12 protein-coding genes are annotated in these 21,978 nt (G+C 45.0%); 5 read left to right on the top strand and 7 right to left on the bottom strand.

Going from position 1 to position 21,978, the window contains the following annotated elements; translation table 11 throughout:
• The first annotated feature begins 480 nt into the window (after positions 1-480).
• From ONB37_05155 to ONB37_05140, 4 genes are all read left to right on the top strand, one after another.
• Positions 481-4,293, top strand: coding sequence for a VWA domain-containing protein (locus tag ONB37_05155; GenBank protein ID MDZ7399535.1), 3,813 nt, complete (start codon positions 481-483; stop codon positions 4,291-4,293).
• Positions 4,290-7,250 carry a PorV/PorQ family protein gene (locus tag ONB37_05150; GenBank protein MDZ7399534.1) on the top strand — a complete coding sequence of 987 codons (2,961 nt, stop codon included), beginning with the start codon at positions 4,290-4,292 and terminating at the stop codon, positions 7,248-7,250. Before ONB37_05155 ends, ONB37_05150 begins: the two co-directional genes overlap by 4 nt.
• A 624-nt stretch (positions 7,251-7,874) precedes the next feature.
• The gene (locus ONB37_05145) at positions 7,875-8,504 is read left to right on the top strand and encodes a hypothetical protein (protein ID MDZ7399533.1); all 630 of its coding nucleotides are present in this window, start codon (positions 7,875-7,877) and stop codon (positions 8,502-8,504) included.
• A 285-nt stretch (positions 8,505-8,789) separates the two neighbouring features.
• Complete coding sequence (locus tag ONB37_05140) at positions 8,790-10,124, top strand: HEAT repeat domain-containing protein (GenBank protein MDZ7399532.1); 1,335 nt, start codon at positions 8,790-8,792, stop codon at positions 10,122-10,124.
• Between the two features lie 298 nt (positions 10,125-10,422).
• On the opposite strand, the gene ONB37_05135 is transcribed toward ONB37_05140, so the two are convergent.
• The 6 genes from ONB37_05135 to ONB37_05110 all read right to left on the bottom strand — a co-directional run bounded on the left by ONB37_05135 (position 10,423) and on the right by ONB37_05110 (position 18,750).
• The gene (locus ONB37_05135) at positions 10,423-10,629 is read right to left on the bottom strand and encodes a cold shock domain-containing protein (protein MDZ7399531.1); all 207 of its coding nucleotides are present in this window, start codon (positions 10,627-10,629) and stop codon (positions 10,423-10,425) included.
• Positions 10,630-10,647: 18 nt separating this feature from the next.
• Complete coding sequence (gene purQ, locus ONB37_05130) at positions 10,648-11,436, bottom strand: phosphoribosylformylglycinamidine synthase I (GenBank protein ID MDZ7399530.1); 789 nt, start codon at positions 11,434-11,436, stop codon at positions 10,648-10,650.
• 146 nt (positions 11,437-11,582) lie between these two features.
• Positions 11,583-14,441: a phosphoribosylformylglycinamidine synthase subunit PurL gene (gene purL, locus ONB37_05125; protein MDZ7399529.1), complete on the bottom strand. Its 2,859-nt coding sequence runs from the start codon at positions 14,439-14,441 to the stop codon at positions 11,583-11,585.
• A gap of 510 nt (positions 14,442-14,951) precedes the next feature.
• Entirely contained in the window at positions 14,952-16,607 is a 1,656-nt protein-coding gene (locus ONB37_05120; protein MDZ7399528.1) for an alkaline phosphatase family protein, read from the bottom strand.
• 262 nt (positions 16,608-16,869) lie between these two features.
• A complete protein-coding gene (locus ONB37_05115; GenBank protein ID MDZ7399527.1) occupies positions 16,870-17,889 on the bottom strand; it encodes a methionyl-tRNA formyltransferase in 1,020 nt (339 codons plus the stop codon).
• A gap of 519 nt (positions 17,890-18,408) precedes the next feature.
• Positions 18,409-18,750: a hypothetical protein gene (locus ONB37_05110; protein MDZ7399526.1), complete on the bottom strand. Its 342-nt coding sequence runs from the start codon at positions 18,748-18,750 to the stop codon at positions 18,409-18,411.
• A 330-nt stretch (positions 18,751-19,080) separates the two neighbouring features.
• On the opposite strand from ONB37_05110, the gene ONB37_05105 reads away from it, so the two are divergent.
• Positions 19,081-20,043, top strand: a complete 963-nt coding sequence (locus ONB37_05105) for a DUF1566 domain-containing protein (protein ID MDZ7399525.1) — start codon at positions 19,081-19,083, stop codon at positions 20,041-20,043.
• A 265-nt stretch (positions 20,044-20,308) separates the two neighbouring features.
• Here the strand turns inward: ONB37_05105 and ONB37_05100 are convergent, their stop codons facing one another.
• Positions 20,309-21,775 (bottom strand): outer membrane protein transport protein, encoded by a 1,467-nt coding sequence (locus tag ONB37_05100; GenBank protein ID MDZ7399524.1) that lies wholly within the window; start codon positions 21,773-21,775, stop codon positions 20,309-20,311.
• Positions 21,776-21,978: the final 203 nt, after the last annotated feature.

Raw genomic sequence — 21,978 nt, 5'->3', positions numbered from 1 at the left:
CATGAGGTCATGTGGCCATAATCGTTAAAAAATTTTCTTAAATCAGATATGCAAAAAATTTAATAACCGTTCACAATTGCCTTAAATGTCTCATATTTTAACATGTTTCACTGCTAAATTTACCCCTTTTTGAGTCTTCACCAATTACGATTTTGCTATTGGCTGCCCCTCTTAACTCAAAAAAATCGTGACTGTTACTGATCCTCACTATTATCTGGCACGAAAATTGTCCCTATATCTGATAGAAGCGAAGAAAAATTGCAGCACCTATCAGAAAATCCTTTTCATTGAAGAATTGCGATTCATTTGAATAAAAAAGGGAAATAGAAAATTAGCTAAATTTTACTGATCCGAAATGGGTTATAAGATTTGGCTTTCATTGAACAATTAAAAGTGAGCATTCTTTCATCTGGAATGATTCCATGTTCCGGTTAAAATTAGATTCATCTTTCACAATTATTCAACAATGGGTAAGCAGCTATGGGTCCGACAACGAGAAAAACTGCGGCTCAATTCATCGCGAGGATGACATTGATCCTATCCTTGGCGCTACATAGTGGGGTAGCGCTACATGCTCAAAATGATCTTCAATCGCGCGTCTCGAAAAACGCGCTGAGTGTTAATATCGAAAATATCAGCATTCAGGCCGATTCTGTGATCCACGGTTTAACTCCGAATTTTCCTTACCCGATCATTTCGACGATTACCGTATTTGATAGCAATGGCAATTTTGTGACCGATCTGGCGGATACCACGAGATGGCTGGGGCCAGATGATATCGCTCAAATCGGGTTGCCGGTTAAATCGATCTGGTCTCCTTTGATTGAATATCATGCGGAAAATCATTCGATTCCAGCGAACCAAGACCTTTATCAGCAACTGTCTGCACCGCTTATTCGAGAGATTTTACATGACCGGCATGTCCCGACGAGCACGATGTTGGTTATGGATGTGAGCACCAGCATGACTGAGAAGTTGGACGAAGCTAAGGCTGGCGCCCGATTGTATATCGAACAAATCCGACCAGTTGATCGGGCAGGGGTCATATTATTTAATCATAAAGTTGTTAAAGTTCAGCCGTTTACCAGTGACAAAAATATTTTAATAAAGACCATTGACGAAGCAAAAACAGATTTTGGAACGGCTATTTATGATGCCCTGATGGCAGCCATTCAGCAAACCAAACTCGAAGCCAGTCGGCCTCGGATTATTGTGTATACCGATGGTCGAGATAATAATTCCTCTACCACTGCTGAGGCCGTCATTGATAGTGCTTTGAAATATCATATCCCAATTTATACAATTTGTCTCGGCGATTTCACGATCCGAGATATCTTGCGAAAGATTGCAGACCAGACTGGGGGATTATTTTATATGGCCTATTCTGCTGATCAAATGTCCGAAATTTATCAACGATTGGCCGATCTGATCGAACATTTTTATTTGCTGGCTCATTTTTCTCCTGATCCAATTCGTAACAATACTTGGCGGGTGGTTGATGTCACGGTGAATTTGCCGCCTCAGCTCGGCAATTACAGTCTCCGAGGAACCGGCAGCTACTTTGTCCCAGGGACGATCCCTGCGGATCTTTCGGTTCAGCTATCTTCAATTACGGATACGAGTATCGTATTTGATAATCAAAAATTCAATGCGGTGATGCCTGGTCAGAGTTATCGCTATCAGATGAAAATCAAAAATCATGGCCCTGGAAGGGCTGGTTATGTGCGACTAACCCAAATTTTACCAGACTCCGTTACACTGACAAACACCTCGATGCAACCGTCGTTCGCAAAGGGTCCCAAGGTTGTTTGGCAATTCAGCAATCTCGCTCCCAATGAAGAGCGGATGATAACTACCGTAGTTCATTTTCCAGAATTCAATTCTGACGTCCTTCAGCAATTGATCAGCCAAGTAGAGCTGCTGGGAGATAATGACTACGATTTGGAAAATAATCGCTCTCAGGATACGGTTTATGTCTTGTATCCAGCCCCATCTGACCTCTCGATCCAGCTTGTGTCTGCGACGGATACGACGGTGATGATTGGAGACCGAACGTTCAATGCGGTAATGCCAGGGCAAGAATATCAATACATGCTCAAAATTAAAAACAACGGTGCTGGACGCGCCGACAATGTGCAAATTTCTCAGCTTTTGCCTGATTCCGTGACGTTCATTCATGCAACGCCCCCACCAGTAGCTTTTGAACATCATCAGTTATTCTGGAAATTGGCTCATCTGGCTCCTGATCAAGAGCAGACCATTGCTGTTAGCGTCGCTTTTTCTTCGGACATCTCAAACAAAATCGAGTGGCTCATTAGCAAGGTAGAAGCATCAGCAGACAATGAGACCAATTTAGAGAATAATCTCGCGAGCGATACAATTCATGTCCTGTATCCAACACCAGTAATCAGTTATGATTTAGCGATTGAACAAACCGTGGATACGGATTCACTGGCACTCCTGGGAGAAAATTTGGTCCCTGTAGTGCTTGCCGGCGGAATGATCGACTATCGACTCACTATTCAAAATCTCGGACCATGGCCAGCGCGAGATTTTGTTGTTGTCAATATTGTCCCTGGTTTGACAGCAATTTCTGAAATGAATCCTCGACCGGCAAGTCAGAGAACGGATTCATTATTCTGGAATTTCGATTCTCTGAAAGTTGGGGACAAAATCGAGATCAGATTACGCCTGCAATTAACTGACACAATTGCTGTGAACTTTACACCGCTGTTCAATACTAGTTTGATTGTAGCAGCGGAGGATCCATGGTTAGAAAATAATTCGGCCACAACCACAGTTTATGCCATCCTGCCCAATAAACAAAGTGACACTTATTATGACTTAGCGCTCAAGCAGCGGGTTCGTGCTGACTCGGTGATTGTGATTGGAGGCGAAATCTTTCCTGCGGTCACAGCAAATGGGACTATTGATTATCAACTTTTCATTGAGAATCTTGGACCTGGGACAGCCAAGGATTTTTCAATACAAAATATTTTGCCCAACTTTGCTCAGTTGCTGGATTTCGATTTGCAACCACGAATCAAAGATGAAAATAAATTAGTATGGCAGGTCGACTCGCTAGTATCCAACGATTCGTTGACGATTTCGTTTCAAGTAAAGGTAGCGGAATCGTTGCCAGCTAATCTCTGGCCGTTGGTAAATATCGCTTGGCTTACTGCTGAGAATGATAGCAATAGTCTAAATGATTCAACCCAAAGCACGGTTTATTGTGTGACGATTCCAAAGGATTCCATCGAGAGCAAAGTGGATGTCGGGATGTGGCAAACAGCAATTACGGATTCCGTGGCATTAGTGAATGATGATACTTTGCGTTTCGTTAAGGCTGGCCAAAGTGTGCATTGGATTCTTACGGTTATAAATCTGAGCGATGAACCTGCCAGATCGGTTCGAGTGACAAATTACGCCCCTTCCCACGGTGTGGCGAAACTTTTTCAACCAACACCGCAGATCATCACCGCGGACTCGATTTCATGGCAATTCGAAGAACTGCCCGCACATGGGAAAATTCAATTGCAATTTGACTTCACTGTTTCGGAAGATTTGCCCATCGGCACCTACTTATTTATCAATAAAGCTCTGGTAATGGCTGATAATGAACACCCAGATTTTCTTTCTAATAACATTGCCATCGACACGGTTTATTGCGTGGTCAAACCGCCATTAGATTGGCAGCCTCAAATAGCTGCCACTCCTCCGCAAGTTGAAGTTGGCGAAGAAATCACGGTCAAAGTACAAGTGCCGTATCCTGTCGAAAGCTATGACCTGTGGGTTTATCGAGCCGACGGGAGCATCGATCCAACTTATGCTGATGAGTTTATTGCGACTCATAAATTAGAGCCGAATCAATGGCATGAAGTGAGTCAAAAGTTTGCAGATACACGGTTGATTACTTCAGCCGAGCAAGAGATTATCATCTTCGAGCTTCGCACTCTTGATGAATATGGCAAGTTACGAACTGCACAGGCGGCAGTCACTGTACAAAGTAGCAATATGTTTTATCTCGATCGAAATGTGTTCGAGGCATACCGATCCGATCCGCTCGGTATTCATTTCAAGCTTAGTTCCAATCGATTAGCTCGATTAGAATTGTTCGATTTTGCTGGCAGAAAAGTTACGACGTTAGCAGAACAGTTCTATCCCGCTGGTTGGAACGCTTTGCATTGGAATGGGACGCTTGAAGATGGTTCAAAGATCGGAAGCGGTGTGTACTTAATCACCTTAAAATCTGGCAATTTTCATCAAATGAAGAAAGTGATGGTCGTACAATGAACAGGACAGCACAACTTTCTCGGATATATCGAGCATTTGGAGCTATTGCCATAGTAGTAATTCTGCTAATACTAATTGTTCCGACCACGACATTAGCGCAAGTGCGCGCTGGATTGGCGTATCTGAAGCTTTTGCCGGGAACCAGAGAGCTCGGTGTTGCTGGAACCTTAACCGGTGGCCTGGATTATAGCTATTCATTCTATGCGAATCCTGGTGCAACCGGTTTTTTGAGAGAATGGCAATGGTCGGCCAGCTACACGAAATGGATCGCGGACAGCTATAATGCTTCATTCCTTTATGGAAGGCGGATAAAGACGTATTGGAGCCAACAAACGCGTTTGGCCATTGGCGTGAATTATCTGGGCATTCCCGAGTTCGATAGTTCTAACGAAACTGCTGCGCCAGTTTCTGGGAATAATTTATTGATCACCACCAGCCTAGGGCAGCCGATCAACTTTTTATCGCCGAATATTTCGATTGGGGCTAATATCAAATTCCTGAATAGTCGTCTGGCTCAATTCGAAGCAAATAGTCTGATGATCGATTATGGGCTGTTGTTTCGGACTGACCAATTGCAATGGCTGAATCCCAGCAGCCATCTGTTTCACAAAACCATCCTTTCTGCTGGCATTGCTGTGACCAATTTGGGTAGTCCAGTAAAATACAGCGCCGTGGCGACTCCGCTTCCCACTATGTTCCGTGCTGGGTTGGCGCTTAATCTGGGCAGCCATGACGGATTGCAATTGAACATTGGAACCGATTACCGCAGAGTTCGGGATGAGCAAGGTTTTTTCAGCTTCGGTTCGGAAATCAATTGGAGCCAATTTATTTCGATGCGAATGGGCTATAGCCTTGAGCCCAATATCTTGGGCCATTTTACCTTCGGCGCCAGTTTGCAACTGGATGATGCAATGATGAAAAATCTCATCATCGGTCGCAATAACAGTCTCCGTCTCGATTTTGCCTCGAATCAAAGCATCGAGCTCATCGCTGCGCCATATCACGGGAGTGTTACCCATTTTCCCAGCGGGCCAGAGCAATTTAACCTCACCGGTCCAGCAGCCGATGCCCAGCTCGATCAGAAAAATGTCACGCTGGCATGGCAGGATACCAGAGATCCAGATCTATTCGACGACATCAACTATCGGTTGCTAGTTGATACAGATAGCTTGAAAGTGGCTCGAATTATCGAACTCGCTAAAAAGGACAATGATAAGCTATTTGACTATTTGGATCGTCAGGACGATCTCAAGGTGAATCGTTCATTGCAGCAAACATGGTATGAACTAAACAATCTTAAGCCAGGCGATTATTATTGGGCGGTATTTTCATTCGACAAAGATCGACACCTTCGGTTCGCTGAGATGAAAAATCATCCGATTGCACGGTTTCACATCGCAGCACCAGCCCCAAAAATCATTGCTCTGACGTTCGACTATCATCCTTGGATCACTGAGGACGATTATCAAGGCAAAATCGAAATCGCGGTCGGCAATTTTGGGATCGGGACTGCTCAGAATCTCGTGCTATCGATCTACGATTCGACAGGAGCACTTTGGGCGGATGGAAGCTCGCGGTCAACTCGCTCTGACGAGAATGAGTCTTTATTAGCCCAACTCCTTATTCCAGATTTGAAACCCGGCGCGGTGGATACATTTAGCATCGATTGGAGGACTTTGCAGCCAGGGATGCACCATATTGTGGCTCGAATCAGCGATCAGCTTCAGGCTGGTCCAGAGCATGGGGCATTGGATCGCGCTGTCGCTGTTTTTTATACCATACCAAAAGGCCGATTAATGTGCGCCGACACAGCCGTGGTTCAGACGGTCGATCGGATTATTTACGAGTTGCCTTATGTCGGAAAGGTGTTTTTCAATGCGCACAGCGCTGTTGTGGATAAGAAATTCATCCGCGAATGGATCATGTCACCACCTTTGACCACGTTTGCAGAACGAGCAAAACAAGATCCAAAGCTGATGATCTATTTGAAAGGCAGCGCAGATCTCCGAACTGGCGAAGCAGCCGAAATTGCCAAACAGCGCGCCATGGCAGTGCGGGACACACTATGCGCGTTAGGTGTCAAACCAGAGCAGATTACCATCCTCTCTGACACCCTCCTTACCGATTATCGAGTCCCGCCGCATCCCGAGGATGCAGAATGGATTCAACAGGATAAAAAATTCGTCGAATTGATGGTCGACGCAGAAACAGAGGAGGCGCTTTTCGGTCCATTGCAAAATCTGTTTGATGAAATGAAAAATCATCCAGTCTATTTCGATGCAAAAATTTCAGGCGTCGTCCCATTAAAGCAGGCGATGTTGCAATTATCAGCAAATGGGACGACCAATTTAACAGAAATTTCACTGCCCGAAAAAGCGAGCGACATCGTACAGCAGATCTCATGGTCACTCGGGGAATCTACCCAGACCAAATCATCCGATTGGGTCGGACAGAGCGCGGATTATTCCATCGCTGTGATTGATAGCCTTGGGCGCACTTTTCGGACGCTTCCTAAAACAGTTTTACTAAAGCGGGAGATCCTTGGCCGGGAGAAAATGTATTATGTCATCGCCAAATTTGCCAAAGCGAAGGAGCTGTACCATTTTTATTGGTCCAATTTATTGGATCGGATTCCGTTCTTGTTGAAAGATGATAAAACTCGAATGCGCTTTGTGGGGCATGGGTGCGCGATTGGCCCCGATGCTGTAAATCAGAGGCTTTCGGAACAGCGCGCGCGATTTTTCCATGAAAAATTTCTGAGCGATGTGAAACGGAAGTATCCTCAACTATATGAAGATATCAAGCGGCGCATTGATCCACCGATCGGGGTGGGTGAAAAGGAACCATTGACTTTCAAAACTTATGATGGCAAAACTGTGGTGCTGGGCGACAACGAAACACCCATCGGTCGCCAACTCAATCGTCGGGTCATGGTTCACTTCTATTCTCAACCATGATTTTGGTAGTTCAGATTGGCGAAAATAGCAATTTCCACAAAATTCCCCCCGTAAAACACGCAGTGCCAAGCAACGATGGTAAAAGACCTCGTCAAGGCGCTAGCGTGTTTTTTTTGCGAGATTGCCCCATTGACAAAAATGCAGATTTGGACGCTCTGATAATCAATTGAATCCGTGTCAAATATCAAGGGACCGATACCTCCGCGCAACAGAGCGGATCCAAGAAAATTTTAAAATTGAAACTGAACGAGATGGATTACCTCATTTCACATTATCATTCCCAAAATCGATCCGATCTATTCTGGTTGCACCAATCGAAATATGACGCAATCATGGCATTTTTGCGAGTATACGTATCTCGTCATAAGCCGACCAATGCGTTGTGCAAAAAAACGCATTTGTGCACAAGCATGACAATTCAATTTTTCCTGATGAAATAAATTTTTCAAACTCACCGAAGGATCGACTTTCCGTCGCTTTTGAGCCTCCTACGATTCTTAAGTGGAAGCCCTATTGTTATATTGATCGATCAAATAGTGGCAGATAAAGAAAACAACAATAAAGTGCTTGTTTTCGACTCCAATTATTCTTAAAATGGCGCTGGAATCAATCAAGAGGGATATTATGGCCAATAAACTTTGCCCGAAGATAATATTAGAGGGGACGCGTCTGACCCTCAAGACCGAGATTGCGCTGGCGCTGAATGAACATCCGCGGATCGTCGGGCCGCGAAAGTATCGCTATCCATCCCCATTGATATCAGCGGAATGGTGCGCGTTCACGAATTATCCTTGGGGCCGTGGCCTGATCAACTTCGAGCCCCACGAGCAGGAGCGCGCAATGGAGACTTATCGCACCTGGGTTCACCTTTTTGAGCTGTTACCGTACTATTCTTGGATCGTAGATCGCTTTCACATTTCCACCCAGGTTTATCAGCAGCGGGTTTATGAGGTATTCTACGATTTCACCTGGTTGGAGAAGCGATTGAAGGCGCTGGGCTTTCGCTTGATCTTTTGTACCCGGTCACCAGAATCTTTTGAAAACGCTCGAGCCGAACGGCTCAAGGTTTCGGGGAATCCAGCACAATATCAAGACCTGAGCAAATTCGTCTCTGAACAAGAGCATTATCGAAAGGTAATTTCCCAGTCATTATTGCCCTGGTTAGAGGTTGACGTTTCGGACAATCACGTCACAACCGCAGTGGAAAACATTGCCGATTGGATGGAAACCACTGGGGCACTGTGGGCAAAATGATGCACTGGCAATCGTTGCATTCCCGCTAAGCAATCTTGATATCCTGTTGTTCCTGATTTGTCCAATTGGCCGAAAAATTTTGCAGAACAAAAGTCCCTGGCCTATATTAAATGGTTCTTGAGAATACGCTGGCTTTCTTAATGGATTGCGAAAAAATCTCTTGATATTCAAGGAATAATTTTGTAATATTTGTTTGCGTGAGTGACATGTGATGCGGATGTCATTAGGGCGAACTAATGATACGCGCAAAAGCATTGAACGATCCATTAAGAGGAAATTGAATCATTGAGCAGATATTTAGCAAAGTGGGAAATTGAAGATTTGATCATGGATCTCGATACGGAGGATCCAGATGTTGTGGATCGAGCGATTAGCGAATTATTAATGATTTCATCCCCAGGAGAGCTCAAAGATTTAATCCGCGGCTTGGAATGGGGCAGTGATCGAATTCGGCAGCGGATCGCTTACATCCTTGGCGGGATGTTAGATGATCGATGTATTGATCCTTTACTTTCTTTATTGGACGACCCTAATACAGATATCGTCCTGGCTGCTATTGATTCGCTGCAGTATTTTCCAGAGGAACGAATCATTCCAAAGCTGGTGTCGGTTTTGAATCCGCAGAATGAGGAATTGAGTTTAGCTGTAATCGACACGCTTGGGTCATATATTAAACGCGGGGTGATCGATGCCCATCTGCCGCTTGTTGAGGTGATCCAGGATGAGCGATATCCGATCGAAGTCAGACGCATGGCGTTGGGGAATCTGCAACATCTCGAAGCTGAAGACTTAACACCTATTTTAACAAAGCTCAAGCAGCTCGGCGATGCCACGCTATATTCTCAAGTGCTATTTTTGCAGGATGGATTGGAGGGAGATCCGGATGAAAAAGCAAGCGCCATTGAGAAAATGATTCAGCAACTTTTGCAAGAGTCGCAGGTGATCAAATCAATTCAGCTTGAGGAGCGTTTAGTGGCAGGGGGAACACTGAGCGCACGCATTTTATTGCAGAAGCTTTTCCAGGACTTAAGAAATTCCACATTGAGAGTTTATGCCCACCGCATTATTCAGCGGATGGGCCATAAATCTCTTCCCGCATTGAAATCACTGTTCGAGAGCTTTAATCAATTCGATGATATCAATCGAGTATTGGAAATTGAAGATCTGATTGAGATCGTGGCCCATCCAAAATTTTCCAGCATGGCCAATTCTTTGATGTTATTGTTGCAGCATTTGAAAGATTTCCTCAGTAGTTCCTCTCAAATGATCCGGAAAGTAAGATTGCGCAATTATGAATATTTTCGGGCCTATATTCATTTCGTTCTCGCAATCTATGGCTGCCGTGACGCTGTGGATGATCTCAAAACCATGATCCGCAATGGTCAGCGTCGGCAATCGAATTTGGTCCTCGAAGCCATCATTAATGTCGGGAACAAAGACTTTTTGCTGCCTCTGATCAATCAATTTCATGCTTATCGTAAATCGAAAGGACATCAGGCGCTGGTTCGTCGGGCGTTTCGAGCAATCGTTAAGCGGGAAAAAGTGCGAAAAGATGATCCCATCTTTCAGAATCTATCGGAATTGCAACAGCAGAATTTGCGCCTCTTGCTTGGTCGATAATTAAATCTAAGAATATTTGCAGATGGATTGAATTCTGATTTTCTGCCCCCTATTTACCCACGATTTTGCCGCTCAGAATTACTGATTCCTTCAAAAATATCCAGAATTGGTTCTATAACGATGCAATGGGAGAGATTGAAGTGAGCCTTGTCCTGCGCTAATGCAAAATTTAATCAAATAATTTTATCTGGGGTGCTTTCAAAGGGAATAGGCAGCGCTTTGAATCTGATGGAAAGCAGCGAGGTGGATTTTCTCCGCAAATCGGGATGATTCCAAAGAGAGAAGGCGATCTCAGTTTTCAGCGCAGCACTCGGACATTGATCGCCTTATCCCCCTTGAATTCGTGCCGAATATCGAACGCGACCCGCTGCCCAACTTTGAGGCGCTTTTCTTTCACAGAAATGTCCAGATCGCTCACGTGGACAAAAAGCTCTTCTTCATCTTCTGTGATGATAAAGCCAAATCCTTTGGAATCATCCCACATTTTTACTTTTCCATAATGCATCGCTTTTGCTCCTTTTCGCTATAAGTTTTCTTGAATGTAATTGACGGCATTTCGAAAGATCATTACCCCATCTGGCTCAGGCCGCAGCCCTTCTCTGGTCCAGCGCGGATGATGCGTAGGGTGAAAATGGCGCTCGGGATGCGGCATTAGGCCGAAGATCCTACCGCTGGGATCGCAAATCCCTGCAATATTTTCAATGGAACCGTTGGGGTTCCACGGATAGCCAGCTAACTGTCCTGTTGCGTCAACATATTGAAATACGATTTGGTCGTTGTTTTTCAATTGATCCAGTACGGTTGCATCTTTGACAATGAATTTCCCTTCAGCATGGGCCACCGGATAGTAAACAATTGATGCGAGCGATCGAGTGAAAACGCACTTTTGGCTGACCAGCTTCAGATAAACCCAGCGGTCCTCAAATTTGCCAGAATCGTTGAACGTCAGCGTCGCCAATTGGGTTGTTCCGAGCAAATCCACCGCTGGTAATAATCCAGCCTTGACCAATACCTGAAATCCATTGCATATACCTATGATCAATTTGCCCTCAGCAATAAATGCGGCTACTTGATCGGTTAATTTGTATTTGATCTCATTGGCCAATATTTTTCCAGCAGAGATGTCATCGCCATAAGTGAAGCCACCAGGAATGGCGAGGATGTCGAAATCCGACAATCGAATTTTGCCAGAAATAAGCTGATTGATATGAACCAAACTAACCTGGCTCCCGACTTGTTCAAATGCATGGACGGTTTCATAATCACAGTTTGATCCTGCTGTTCGAATTACGATCGTCTTGACAACTTTCATGATAATGAAAATCCTCTGATTTTATTAAAAAGCTCGATTCAATTTTGCCGCGGGAAAATTCCAAATTATGGAATTGTGGCAAATCGATGACGATGTCAAAATTGAGCTCGATTCAATGAAAGTGAGCCGGGCAATTTGAGGATCTGTCACCAGCGTAACGGTCGTTGCCAGGCCTCTTTCAATTCATATATGTTGGCTTCAATAATCGTATTCCCATTAAGCCCAACGACGCGAAACCTCGGCTTTGCGACTGCTTGGCCGATCAAGCCGAAAAGGTTATCAGCCATGATTTGTTCGAATCGCTGTTGAGATTCGGGAGGAACTTCAACGACAAACCGACTATTGGATTCCGAGAACAGGAGCTTGTCGTTGCGCTGTAAGCCATGAGAAGATGGTACTCGGCGCAAATCGAGCACCATTCCCAAGCCGCCAGCGAATGCCATTTCAGCAGCGGCGACGGCTAATCCGCCTTCGGAGCAATCATGACAGGCACGCACCAGCCCTGCTTCCATGGCAGCACTCAAAGCGGTCATTAGTTTTTTGCCATTCCTAGGATCGACTTGTGGCACGTTGCTACTCTTCAGACCTAGAATATCGTAGTAGTGTGAGCCGCCCAATTCATCTTTGGTGTCGCCCAAAATGTAGATGAGATCCCCAGCTCGTTTCACATCCATCGAAATGGCGCGGGTCACATCGTCCATGATGCCGATCGCGGAGATCAAAAGCGTGGGCGGAATAGCGATAGACTCGCTGCCGATTTGATATTCGTTATTGAGGCTATCTTTGCCGGAGATGAATGGCGTTTCATAGCTTTGTGCGATGTCGTAACAAGCCTGCGCTGCGCGAACCAGACCAGCCAGCCGATCGGGCTTATCGGTATTGCCCCAGCAGAAATTATCGAGCAATGCGATGCGGTCCAATTTGCCACCGACCGCGATGATTTGCCGAATTGCCTCGTCAATGGCGGATGCGGCCATGAAATAAGGGTCGATCAAACCGTATTTGGGATTACAGCCATTGGCTAGGATGATGCCCTTGTTCGAGGTCAATACAGGTCGAATGATCGCTGCGTCGCTGGGGCCATCATTTTGCTCTCCGACCAGCGGCTTGAGCACACTGCCGCCCTGGACTTCATGATCGTACTGTCGAATAACCCATTCCTTGCTGCATATATTCCAAGAGCTGAGAAGTTGCTTCAGAATGTCGGTTAGATTGTCTGGTTCTGGGAACTCTGGCTCAGAAAAGCTCGGGGCTTTCCAGATAGCGCGTCGCGTCAGTCGTGGCAGGCCATGATGGAGAAATTCCATCTCAAGGTCGCCTACCTCATTTCCCTGGTATCGGAGCACCAAGCGGCCAGAACGGGTCACTGTGCCAATGACGGTGGCCTCAACGTTTTCGGAAGCGAACAGTTCCAAAATGGTGTCCACATTTTGTGGGGGAACGATCAGCACCATTCGCTCCTGCGCTTCGGAAATCCAGATCTCCGTATAACTGAGTCCCTCATATTTGAGCGGGACGAGATCCAAGTCCACTTCGGCACCAAGTGCCGCACAGAGTTCACCCACTGCTGATGACAGCCCACCAGCCCCGCAGTCGGTAATGGCGCGATAAAGCCTTCGGTCTCGAGCCTGAAGCAAGGTATCGACTAATTTTTTCTCAGTGATTGGATTCCCGATTTGAACCGCGCCGCTGGAAACCAGCTCCGATTCAGTGGTCAGCTCCCCGGAGGAAAAAGTAGCGCCATGAATTCCATCCCGCCCTGTACGACCACCGACAACGACGATACGATCCCCTGGCATCACCTGTTTTTCGGTCATGCCTTTGGGCAACAAGCCCACGTTGCCACAAAAGACCAGTGGATTGCCGACGTATCGTTCGTCGAAATAAATTGCGCCATTGATTGTAGGAATTCCCATGCGATTGCCGTAATCCCGTACCCCCGCATGAACTCCCAAAAAGATCCGCTTGGGGTGTAATGTCCCTGGAGGAAGCTGATCCATCGGGTAATCGGGGGGCGCGAAACAGAACACATCAGTATTGGCGATCGGTTTCGCTCCGAGCCCAGTGCCAAGAGGATCTCGAATGACCCCGCCGATTCCAGTGTTAGCTCCGCCATAGGGTTCGAGAGCTGAAGGATGATTGTGCGTCTCAACTTTAAAACAAACATCATAATGCTCATCAAACTCAATCACCCCGGCATTATCGGTAAAAACCGAAACACACCACGGCTTGTTAAGTTCCCTGGTGACCTTCATGATGGTGGTCTTTAACAAATTATCGATACGCTGACCATCATAATCGATAATGCCGCGGAACGTCTTATGAACGCAATGTTCCGACCAGGTCTGGGCCAATGTCTCAAGCTCAACATCGCTCGGCTGGCGGCCTAACTTACGATAATAAGCCTGAATCGCCTTCATCTCCTCGAGGTTGAGGAATAATTGGCCATTACGACTGATCGCAAGCAATTCGTCATCATCCGCCAGAAGCAACGGCACCTCGATACGTGAAAATTGATACCGCTTTGGTTCCGCAAAGATTTTTTCATCAGGTTGCACAACATGCTGGATCAATTTGTTGGCCAATCGTTTTTCAATAATGAGCTTCTTTTCTGCATCGCTCAATGACCCGTAGATATGGTATTTGCTAGCGGTCTTCACTTGAGACACGCCCACGATCCCCAGATCGCTGATCCCCTTCAGAGTGCTTTCCGCCACTGGATCCATCACCCCAGGATTATAAGTAATTTCCACGCTCCAGACATGATCGCCTTCCGGCTCAAGCGGATGATTCACCGCAAAAACTTGACTCACGTGATCGATCAATAACTGCTGACAGATCCGCTCAATTTCATGCTCGCTCAGGTTACCATGAAAATAGAAAATTTGAAATACTTTGACTTGAGTGACCCCACGGATTCCCAAATCTTGAATATCCTTGGTGATCGCATCTCTAGCGGGGTTATCATATTGCGGCTGGGTGCCGATTTCAATTTTTGTGACCAAATTCGATCCCTTGTTTGATGATAAATAAAATCGATTTCTGTGATTGAATATAACGAGTTTGCCCCGTAAAAAAAGGATATGATTGCATTCAGAATCAATTCAAAGAAAATAATGCCATTAAAGCGACGATGTAACGATGATGAATTGAACGCCAATCGATCTTGCGAATGCCAGCATCTCATCTCAAGTGAAATGGAACTACAAAGATTTTAGCAATCCATTCGGATCCACTACCCGCCAAAAAATACCTGACACCAGCGAAATGAATGCGCCCAATTATACAAATTTCTGTCACAAAAAGCAATAAAAAACCCGGCTCTTTTAATGGGCCGGGTAATTACAAGTGCTCCACTTTTCGGATCAACAAAATGGGCAAGCTATCAATTACCGAATTCATAATGCTGTATTGCTCTATCGATGGCGGTGAAAGAGCATTTGTTCTGGCAAATGACCAACGCCTGCTGACCAGAGTAACGCCAATAGGGCTTATCGATATTAATTGTCAAAGCCTCATGGCAAAACAGAAGAAAAAGCATCTGTTGTCACATAATACTCATCGGGAATTAGTGGTTGATCAATTTCGTTTGTGAAGAACGAGGGGAGAGGATAAAAATGGAAATCTCGGCTTTCATGGAATAGCGATCGTAGCACCCTTCCATCAAACTTCTGGTTAAGCGGCAGCCCAAGCAAATAGAGCACGGTAGGAGCGATATCAAAGATGCTAATTTCGCCCAGGTTCTGGCCTCTGATCACATCCGGGCCAGTCATGAAAAAGACGCCTTTCGGCTCATGATAGGCATGAACCGGATAGTCATCATTGGTTGAGCCGATAAACAAGCGACAGGTTCGTTTGCCAGCGTCCAAATAATATTCATATTTGGCTGGGACGATAATGATATCTGGCGCGGCTGCCTGATACTCACCATCGAACAATTCCTCTCTCCGATAAACTTGATCAATGACATTTTCGAATGTATATGGATCTCTCAGCCGATAAAGTTCGGTAATAATCCGATTTCGCAATTGTTCGTATTCGGCGCCAGGGGCAATGATGCCCTGAGGCTCTCTACCCTTTAAATTAATGTTTATCCCTTGAACATTGGTCGAAACAAAATACGCTTGGGTCTTTTCCCAAAGGATATCAAGATATTCTTTTGGGAAGAATTTTTTGATCCGACGAGGCACCAGCCGTTTCAGAAATTCTGCAATCTCCACCGGGAGCACCGACCTGATATTATCTTTTGTAAGCCCAGTTTTGGACAAAAGGTCAGTGATAAAATGCTTCTCTTGGCTCAAGTTTTGATCCAGTAGATCATAGACATCCGTGGTTCGAGGTTGATGAATTGTAATTCGTTTCTCCAATAAACCCAGTTCCCACAACCACTCGTTGACAAAGAACTTCTTGTTGACCGATTTAAAGCCATGATGCGAGACAACGATGAAATAGGTATTACCCAAAGTCGCTTTATAAATTTGATTGATGAACCGATCCAATTGGATATAAAGCGACTCCAGTTTGTCTCGTTGCCGCCAAAAATTGTGCTGGACCTTTCCCAATGCGTTGAAGGTTACAATTGCAAGTCGCCAGGGATATTGCTGAATCAATTGGAGAAACACCTGTTCTTGCTTGATGAGAGTTTGCGTGATCATTTCAAAGTATCGTTCTGGATCGTCGTGGCGAGCGGCACTACAATCGACAACGTAATCTTGCTGCTGTAGTTGCTTTGCAATCGATTCTGGGTAGGCATAACAGGAATGATGCGAAGAGAGCATACCGCTGACCATAATGCCATTGAGAGGTTCGGGGCATGTGGCAATAGGGGCATTTAAAAGAATGGTTTGCACATTATTCGCACTAGCGATGTTCCAAAGCAAAGGAGCTTTAAAACTATCCGACCCTATCAAATCAGGTTGATAGGATCCATTATCGTATCGCAGATAATCGTAAATATTATGTTTGCCCGGGTTCATACCAGTAAATAAGGATGTCCAATTGCAGGCGCTATTAAGCGGAAGATTGGATTTGACGATCCCATAGCTGGCTTTCCCCATCAATTTTTGGAAAAATGGTAGGCTATTTCGATTTATCAGCGGATGGATGAGATTAAAAGTAGCCCCTTCCAATCCAATAATCACTACACGACAGTTGTCCTTGTTTTCTATCATAGCATTTCCCCCCAAATCTTCCTTTGAACACAACAATCAATGACGTCCAAAGTTTCTATTCCCTCGAAATTACTCATAGATCAACTGAGTCTATTTCTTTCAATCAAAAAGATTTGCAAAAGCAAAAGTGCCCATCAGCCTCACCCGCTCTATAATGATTTCTTGTCGTTTCAAGCAGATGAATTCTCTTTTTTTTGCACTGGAGTGATATCAGAGTAACAAAGTAATTACGAACATGTGATATTGATTGCGGAAAAGGTTATCAGGGAACAATGAGATTGAGCTGCGTTTCGACATGGAGCTTTTCGATATTTCTGAATGCTTCGCCAACGTGAAGATCAAATAATCGAGCCAGCTTATAAGCATCGATCGGCAATGATTCATTGATCCGGATTTTTTTAATCAAAATATCACCGTCGCCGGTCTTGACAATCAGTCCATCTGTGCCAATATTAACAATTGTCCCAGGTGCGTGCAGTGAACCATTAGATTCAGGGGGCAGCACCTCTACGGGGTGCAGTATGCTTATCTCCATATCATGAAAATAGGTGCGCGCTGGTTCGAACTCAGGAAAAGTAAGCGCTCGAATGAAGCGATCGATCTCTTTTGCTGATTTGTTCCAGTTAATAATGCGCTGTTCTGGATATCCGGCGGCATGATAATTGGCTTGACTCTCATCCTGTGGGATTCGCGGAGCAGTCCCTTTGATGATCTTTGGAAAATAGCTTTTGAACAGCTCTAAGCCGACCTTTGTTAGTTTCATATACAAAGAATAGGCTGTATCTTCTGGCTCAATTCGGATTTTCTGAGTGGCGATGATATCACCAGCGTGGATTTTCTCGGTCACCCAATGCAGGGTGATTCCCGCTTCGTCGTCCTCCAATAATGACCAGACCACTGGAAACTGACCGCGATGCCTTGGCAGAGGTGAAAAATGGATATTGATCGTTCCAATCCGAGGGATGGCGAGGATCATCGGATCCAATATCTTGTCGTACTCAAGAGTAAAAATAAAATCGGGACGATCGATGTTTTGAATATCATTGATGAATTGCAAGTTGTGCGTCGATTTCGGTTGAATAAACGGCAAATTCCGATTCAATGCCACCCGAGCCAAAGAAGCATTCCAAACGCGCGGCTCAATCACAGAACCATTGTCATGATAATTGCCAACCACTTTCAAAATCTTCACATTCTTTGCCCGCAACAAATATCGGAGACAATTACAACCCAGTAGATTGCCTCCCATAAATACGATTTTCGATTTTCCTCTCACCTTCATTCGTATCTTGACTCCCACTCGATCATCACTATTTCATCAATCAATCAGATTATTAAAAAAGGTTTATCTGGGGTGGCTGACATTCAAATTCTGTAACGTGTAGATAGCCCATATTGCAATGGAAACGGTAAAGTGGAGACCCGTTTTATGCGGATTGCAACTATCCTTTCGAAGCCCCTCATATAAAAAATAGACATATTCGTCGGTCCGTTGGGCAGTTTGTTAGATTAAACAGCTTACAGCTCGCTTTTCTTTGTATTGAAAACGGTCCAAAAGCAATCGGCAAACAGATTATTAAACAATTCGAATTTATCATTAGAAATATTGAATGCAGAGCAGTGCTCTATAATGTTTTAAGTATCACCAGAAAATACATTCAGCTATTGGTCTTTGCGGAAAAGCAGCTGAAAAGGGGTGAAAAATGGTTTGGCGATGGAGAGATCGAGTTGTGAGATCATTGGGGGCCGAAGGATACGTGTTTGATTTTTTAACAATCTATATCTCGCAGAAACTTGGCGTTCAAAATGATGATTCCTCTTCATCTTCATCTAACTCATCATCTAAAAACAGATCTGGACCTTCTGTTTTTCGTTCCAGCCAAAGACCAATCCCTATCAATGCCGCTCCAATCGCTCCGCCGAACCAGAGCAGCCAGCGATAGTGAAAACGGTTCGAATCAACAAACGCGGAAATGCTTTCCTGAATATCATAATTAGAGTCAAGTTGAATTTTTCTCCCGAGCAAATTGGCCGCCGTTTCATCGTCGGCGGAGAATATCACCAGCGAGCCGACGAAATAAGCTGAAACCGAAATTATAAGCAAAGCCAATCCTGCAATATAGAAAATTTGATAGGTTTTCATTCTGCTTCAGTCCCTCCAGATTAGTGCTTGGATCACATTTGGGATGTTTGATCTCTGAACTCAGGGATTTTTCGAATTTTTTAACGAAGCTGCTTCGGTTTCAGGAGTTAATATTGATCAGAAAACCAAAGCGTGTTACCATGACCCATGACCCTCCGTGCAAATATAATAAACAATTGCCATTTTTCCAATAAAAGATTGTCAAATTTTTTTGCAGAAGCTGTCGTATTGGGCTATAATATGTTAACAGAGCGCAGCTTTCAAAAGCAACTTAGAGAAGGCAAGGAGCTGTGGCTTGATCTCAGCCCGCGACAAGAGCATTGATGAAATATGGTCAAACAACCCATGTTGAAGGTGTTTATCAGCCATGCCTGGGAAGACAATGAATTTGCCAGACGTCTGGCAACACAGTTACGGAATGACGGAGTTGAGGTCTGGATTTATTTTGCGCAACTCAAGGATCGCGATTATCCCGTCGAGATGTTTGGAAGCGCGATTGAAGATTGCGATATTTTTTTGTTAGTCTGGTCATATCATGCTGCTGCTGCCCGGAATGTTTTTGCAGAATGGCGAATGGCCTCGCAGCTAAAAAAGACCATTCTGAGTTGTTTGTTAGACGATACTCGACAATTGGACCCATTTCGGAGCTTTCTATTTGTCAGATTTGCTGATTTCGATCATGGCTATGCCACTCTCAAAACCTTGCTGAATTTAAATGACCAACCGTCGTCAGCTCCAGTTGAGGCAAAATCATGTCAGACCAGCGATATTGCTAATCCTACCCGAATGAAGCCCAGAGACCAAGCCCAGCAATTGAGTGAAACACAGGTTACTAATCTGATTAAAAAGTGTGATTTTTTTGACATCAAACGAAACATATCTGGGCGAGGGGCTTCAGGCCAACTGGAAATATTCGAACTATCAGGGGACGCCATGGTTTTCGACCCGCAATCCAAATTGCTCTGGCAACAGAGCGGCTCTCAGGAGTCTATGTGGTTTGAACAGACGCAAGAATGGCTCAAGGCCCTAAACCAAAGAGGCTATGGTGGATATCATGATTGGCGGCTCCCGACTTTAGAGGAAGCCATGAGTTTGATGCGCAATCATAATGAAACCACCAGCCTTTATATTGATCCAATTTTTGACCCCAAACAGCTTTCGATTTGGACCGCTGATGCGTCAGAAAAGCGAACGCGCGCGTGGGTCGTTTTTTTCAACTATGGTTGTTGCCATTTGAACTATCATGATTTTAATCATTTCGTCCGCGCGGTGCGCTCCCACATCGAAAGATAGCTTTGAAACTTTGGCAAGGTAACCTCTCAATTAATTTCATCAACATCCAGTTCTTATAAAACCATATTCTGACGAACCCAACACCACGAAACTTGCGAATATCTGATTGATTGAATAAAAAATTCCAAGCTGAAAATGATTGGAATCAGTTGATGCTATTGGAATAATTAGAATTGATCTGAAATGATTCATGAAATTGGCTAAAAAAAACCCCTCAGGCAAGCGCCTTGAGGGGTTTTTGCATGGGATATTATAAAAAGCACAATTAGAAGTTGTAGCCCAGTCCGAACATGAAGTTGTTCACGTCCATTTTGTAGGTACCGGCCATATTATCAAAACCGGTTTTATCTTGGGTCATTACCCATGAGCTGACTATGCGGTCGCCGATAAATATCTTCTCATAGCTGGCGAACACGCTAAGTGGGCCGAGATGGTAACTGGCGCCAAAGTTCAGGGCATGGCGCCGACTGATATCGGGAATGGTGATGGTCAATGTCTCATCGGGAATAGCAGATGGCTCGGTGTAATAACCAGCTCGGAGCTTTAGTGATGGCAACAGCGTATATTCGGCGCCGAGTCCAACACGGATCCCATCCTTCCAATTTTCGACCAATTCCATTTTCGTGCCGTCTTCCATTTCAATGGGGATAACGTCCCAGGCAGACCATTGGGTCCAGGAGACATCTGCGCTGAGCAGCAGATTCTCGACGCCAGAAAAAGCGAGCCCAGCTCCTAATGTCATTGGCAAGGGGAGGGTTGCGTCGCCTTTGGCGTTATCATATCGCACTTGCTTCTGGCCACTATAAATCCCTAAAATCTGTTGGGCCTGAGCCGCGCTCAACATCCCCTGTTGAACCATTGTGTTCAATGTACCCTGTAGAGTGGCAAATTTCGTCTGATCGGCCTTGGCAAAATAGGTGGTGGCGCTGATCTTGCCATCCAAAGAAACATCGTTATAATAATTGCCCGATAGACCTAAAGATAAACATTCGGTCAGATTATATTTGAGACCAAGATTGAAACCAAAGCCAATGCCGTCACCCTCTAGTTTGGTCTCAGTCAGGATATAATTATAGATCGGTTGATCCAGACCCAAAGGTTTGAGGACGCCAACCTTGAGCGGTGCATAATTTGGATCTGCCAACAGTGGATTCGGAGTGGTGGTGGGTTTGCGAATCATAATATTGGTCAAAACAACGCTACCCCCCAAGCCCACAGATAATTTATCGCTCACCTGATAAGCGAAGGTCGGATGGATATCGATGACCTGGAGATCATCTTCAAAATCGAATTCAGGATAATCGGGATTGTAAGCAGCCGTGTTCATGGCGTCCCACTTCGCGCCGAGGCCGAACGGTGCAAAAACGCTCAAGCCGAAGCTCATTTTTTCCGCGCCATAGACAAAACCAGCGGCTGGGATGGGGAAGGTCTTGGGCTCATTTTTGAATTCTTCAGTTTTGTAAACGGCAAATGGCAATGCGTATGGAGCTAACGTCACTTTTGATGTTGGAGTGATCAGCTCAAAACTGCCACCAATGTGAAAACCCTGAATTTGGCTTAGACCAGCCGGGTTCCAGAACATCGCACTCCAATCATTAGAAATTGCGCGATAGTTGCCACCCAAAGCAGTAGCTCGGGCGCCAATGCCTGTGAGCGCCACACCAGAGGCGAACACGGAACCAGCTATCAACAAAACGCAAAAGAACGTAGCATAAGATGTGAATCGTTTCATTTTAACCTCCCATGAAATGATGTTTTGAATGAATGATTGATTTAAAGAATCACTTCCTAATTTTGATTTTGATGACCCTGATTCCTGGCCGATCACCTCCTTCCCTTTCGAAGACTAAATTCGTGTAAAACAGTAATGCTAATTCGTCCTAATATATGATTACTTCGAAGCTATCCTTCCATCGACTCCTATTGCCATTTATG

This window comes from candidate division KSB1 bacterium (assembly GCA_034506395.1).
Taxonomy (GTDB): domain Bacteria; phylum Zhuqueibacterota; class Zhuqueibacteria; order Thermofontimicrobiales; family Thermofontimicrobiaceae; genus Thermofontimicrobium.
The sequence above is the reverse complement of the archived record's forward strand: the minus strand, read 5'-3'. Positions and strand labels throughout refer to the sequence as shown.

Excerpts from the sequence above, each read along its gene's own strand:
- ONB37_05155 (MDZ7399535.1), top strand. The coding sequence starts at position 481 with ATGGGTCCGACAACGAGAAAAACTGCGGCTCAATTCATCGCGAGGATG.
- ONB37_05150 (MDZ7399534.1), top strand. The coding sequence starts at position 4,290 with ATGAACAGGACAGCACAACTTTCTCGGATATATCGAGCATTTGGAGCT.
- ONB37_05145 (MDZ7399533.1), top strand. The coding sequence starts at position 7,875 with ATGGCCAATAAACTTTGCCCGAAGATAATATTAGAGGGGACGCGTCTG.
- ONB37_05135 (MDZ7399531.1), bottom strand. The coding sequence starts at position 10,629 with ATGCATTATGGAAAAGTAAAAATGTGGGATGATTCCAAAGGATTTGGC.
- purQ (MDZ7399530.1), bottom strand. The coding sequence starts at position 11,436 with ATGAAAGTTGTCAAGACGATCGTAATTCGAACAGCAGGATCAAACTGT.
- ONB37_05120 (MDZ7399528.1), bottom strand. The coding sequence starts at position 16,607 with ATGATAGAAAACAAGGACAACTGTCGTGTAGTGATTATTGGATTGGAA.
- ONB37_05115 (MDZ7399527.1), bottom strand. The coding sequence starts at position 17,889 with ATGAAGGTGAGAGGAAAATCGAAAATCGTATTTATGGGAGGCAATCTA.
- ONB37_05110 (MDZ7399526.1), bottom strand. The coding sequence starts at position 18,750 with ATGAAAACCTATCAAATTTTCTATATTGCAGGATTGGCTTTGCTTATA.
- ONB37_05105 (MDZ7399525.1), top strand. The coding sequence starts at position 19,081 with ATGGTCAAACAACCCATGTTGAAGGTGTTTATCAGCCATGCCTGGGAA.
- ONB37_05100 (MDZ7399524.1), bottom strand. The coding sequence starts at position 21,775 with ATGAAACGATTCACATCTTATGCTACGTTCTTTTGCGTTTTGTTGATA.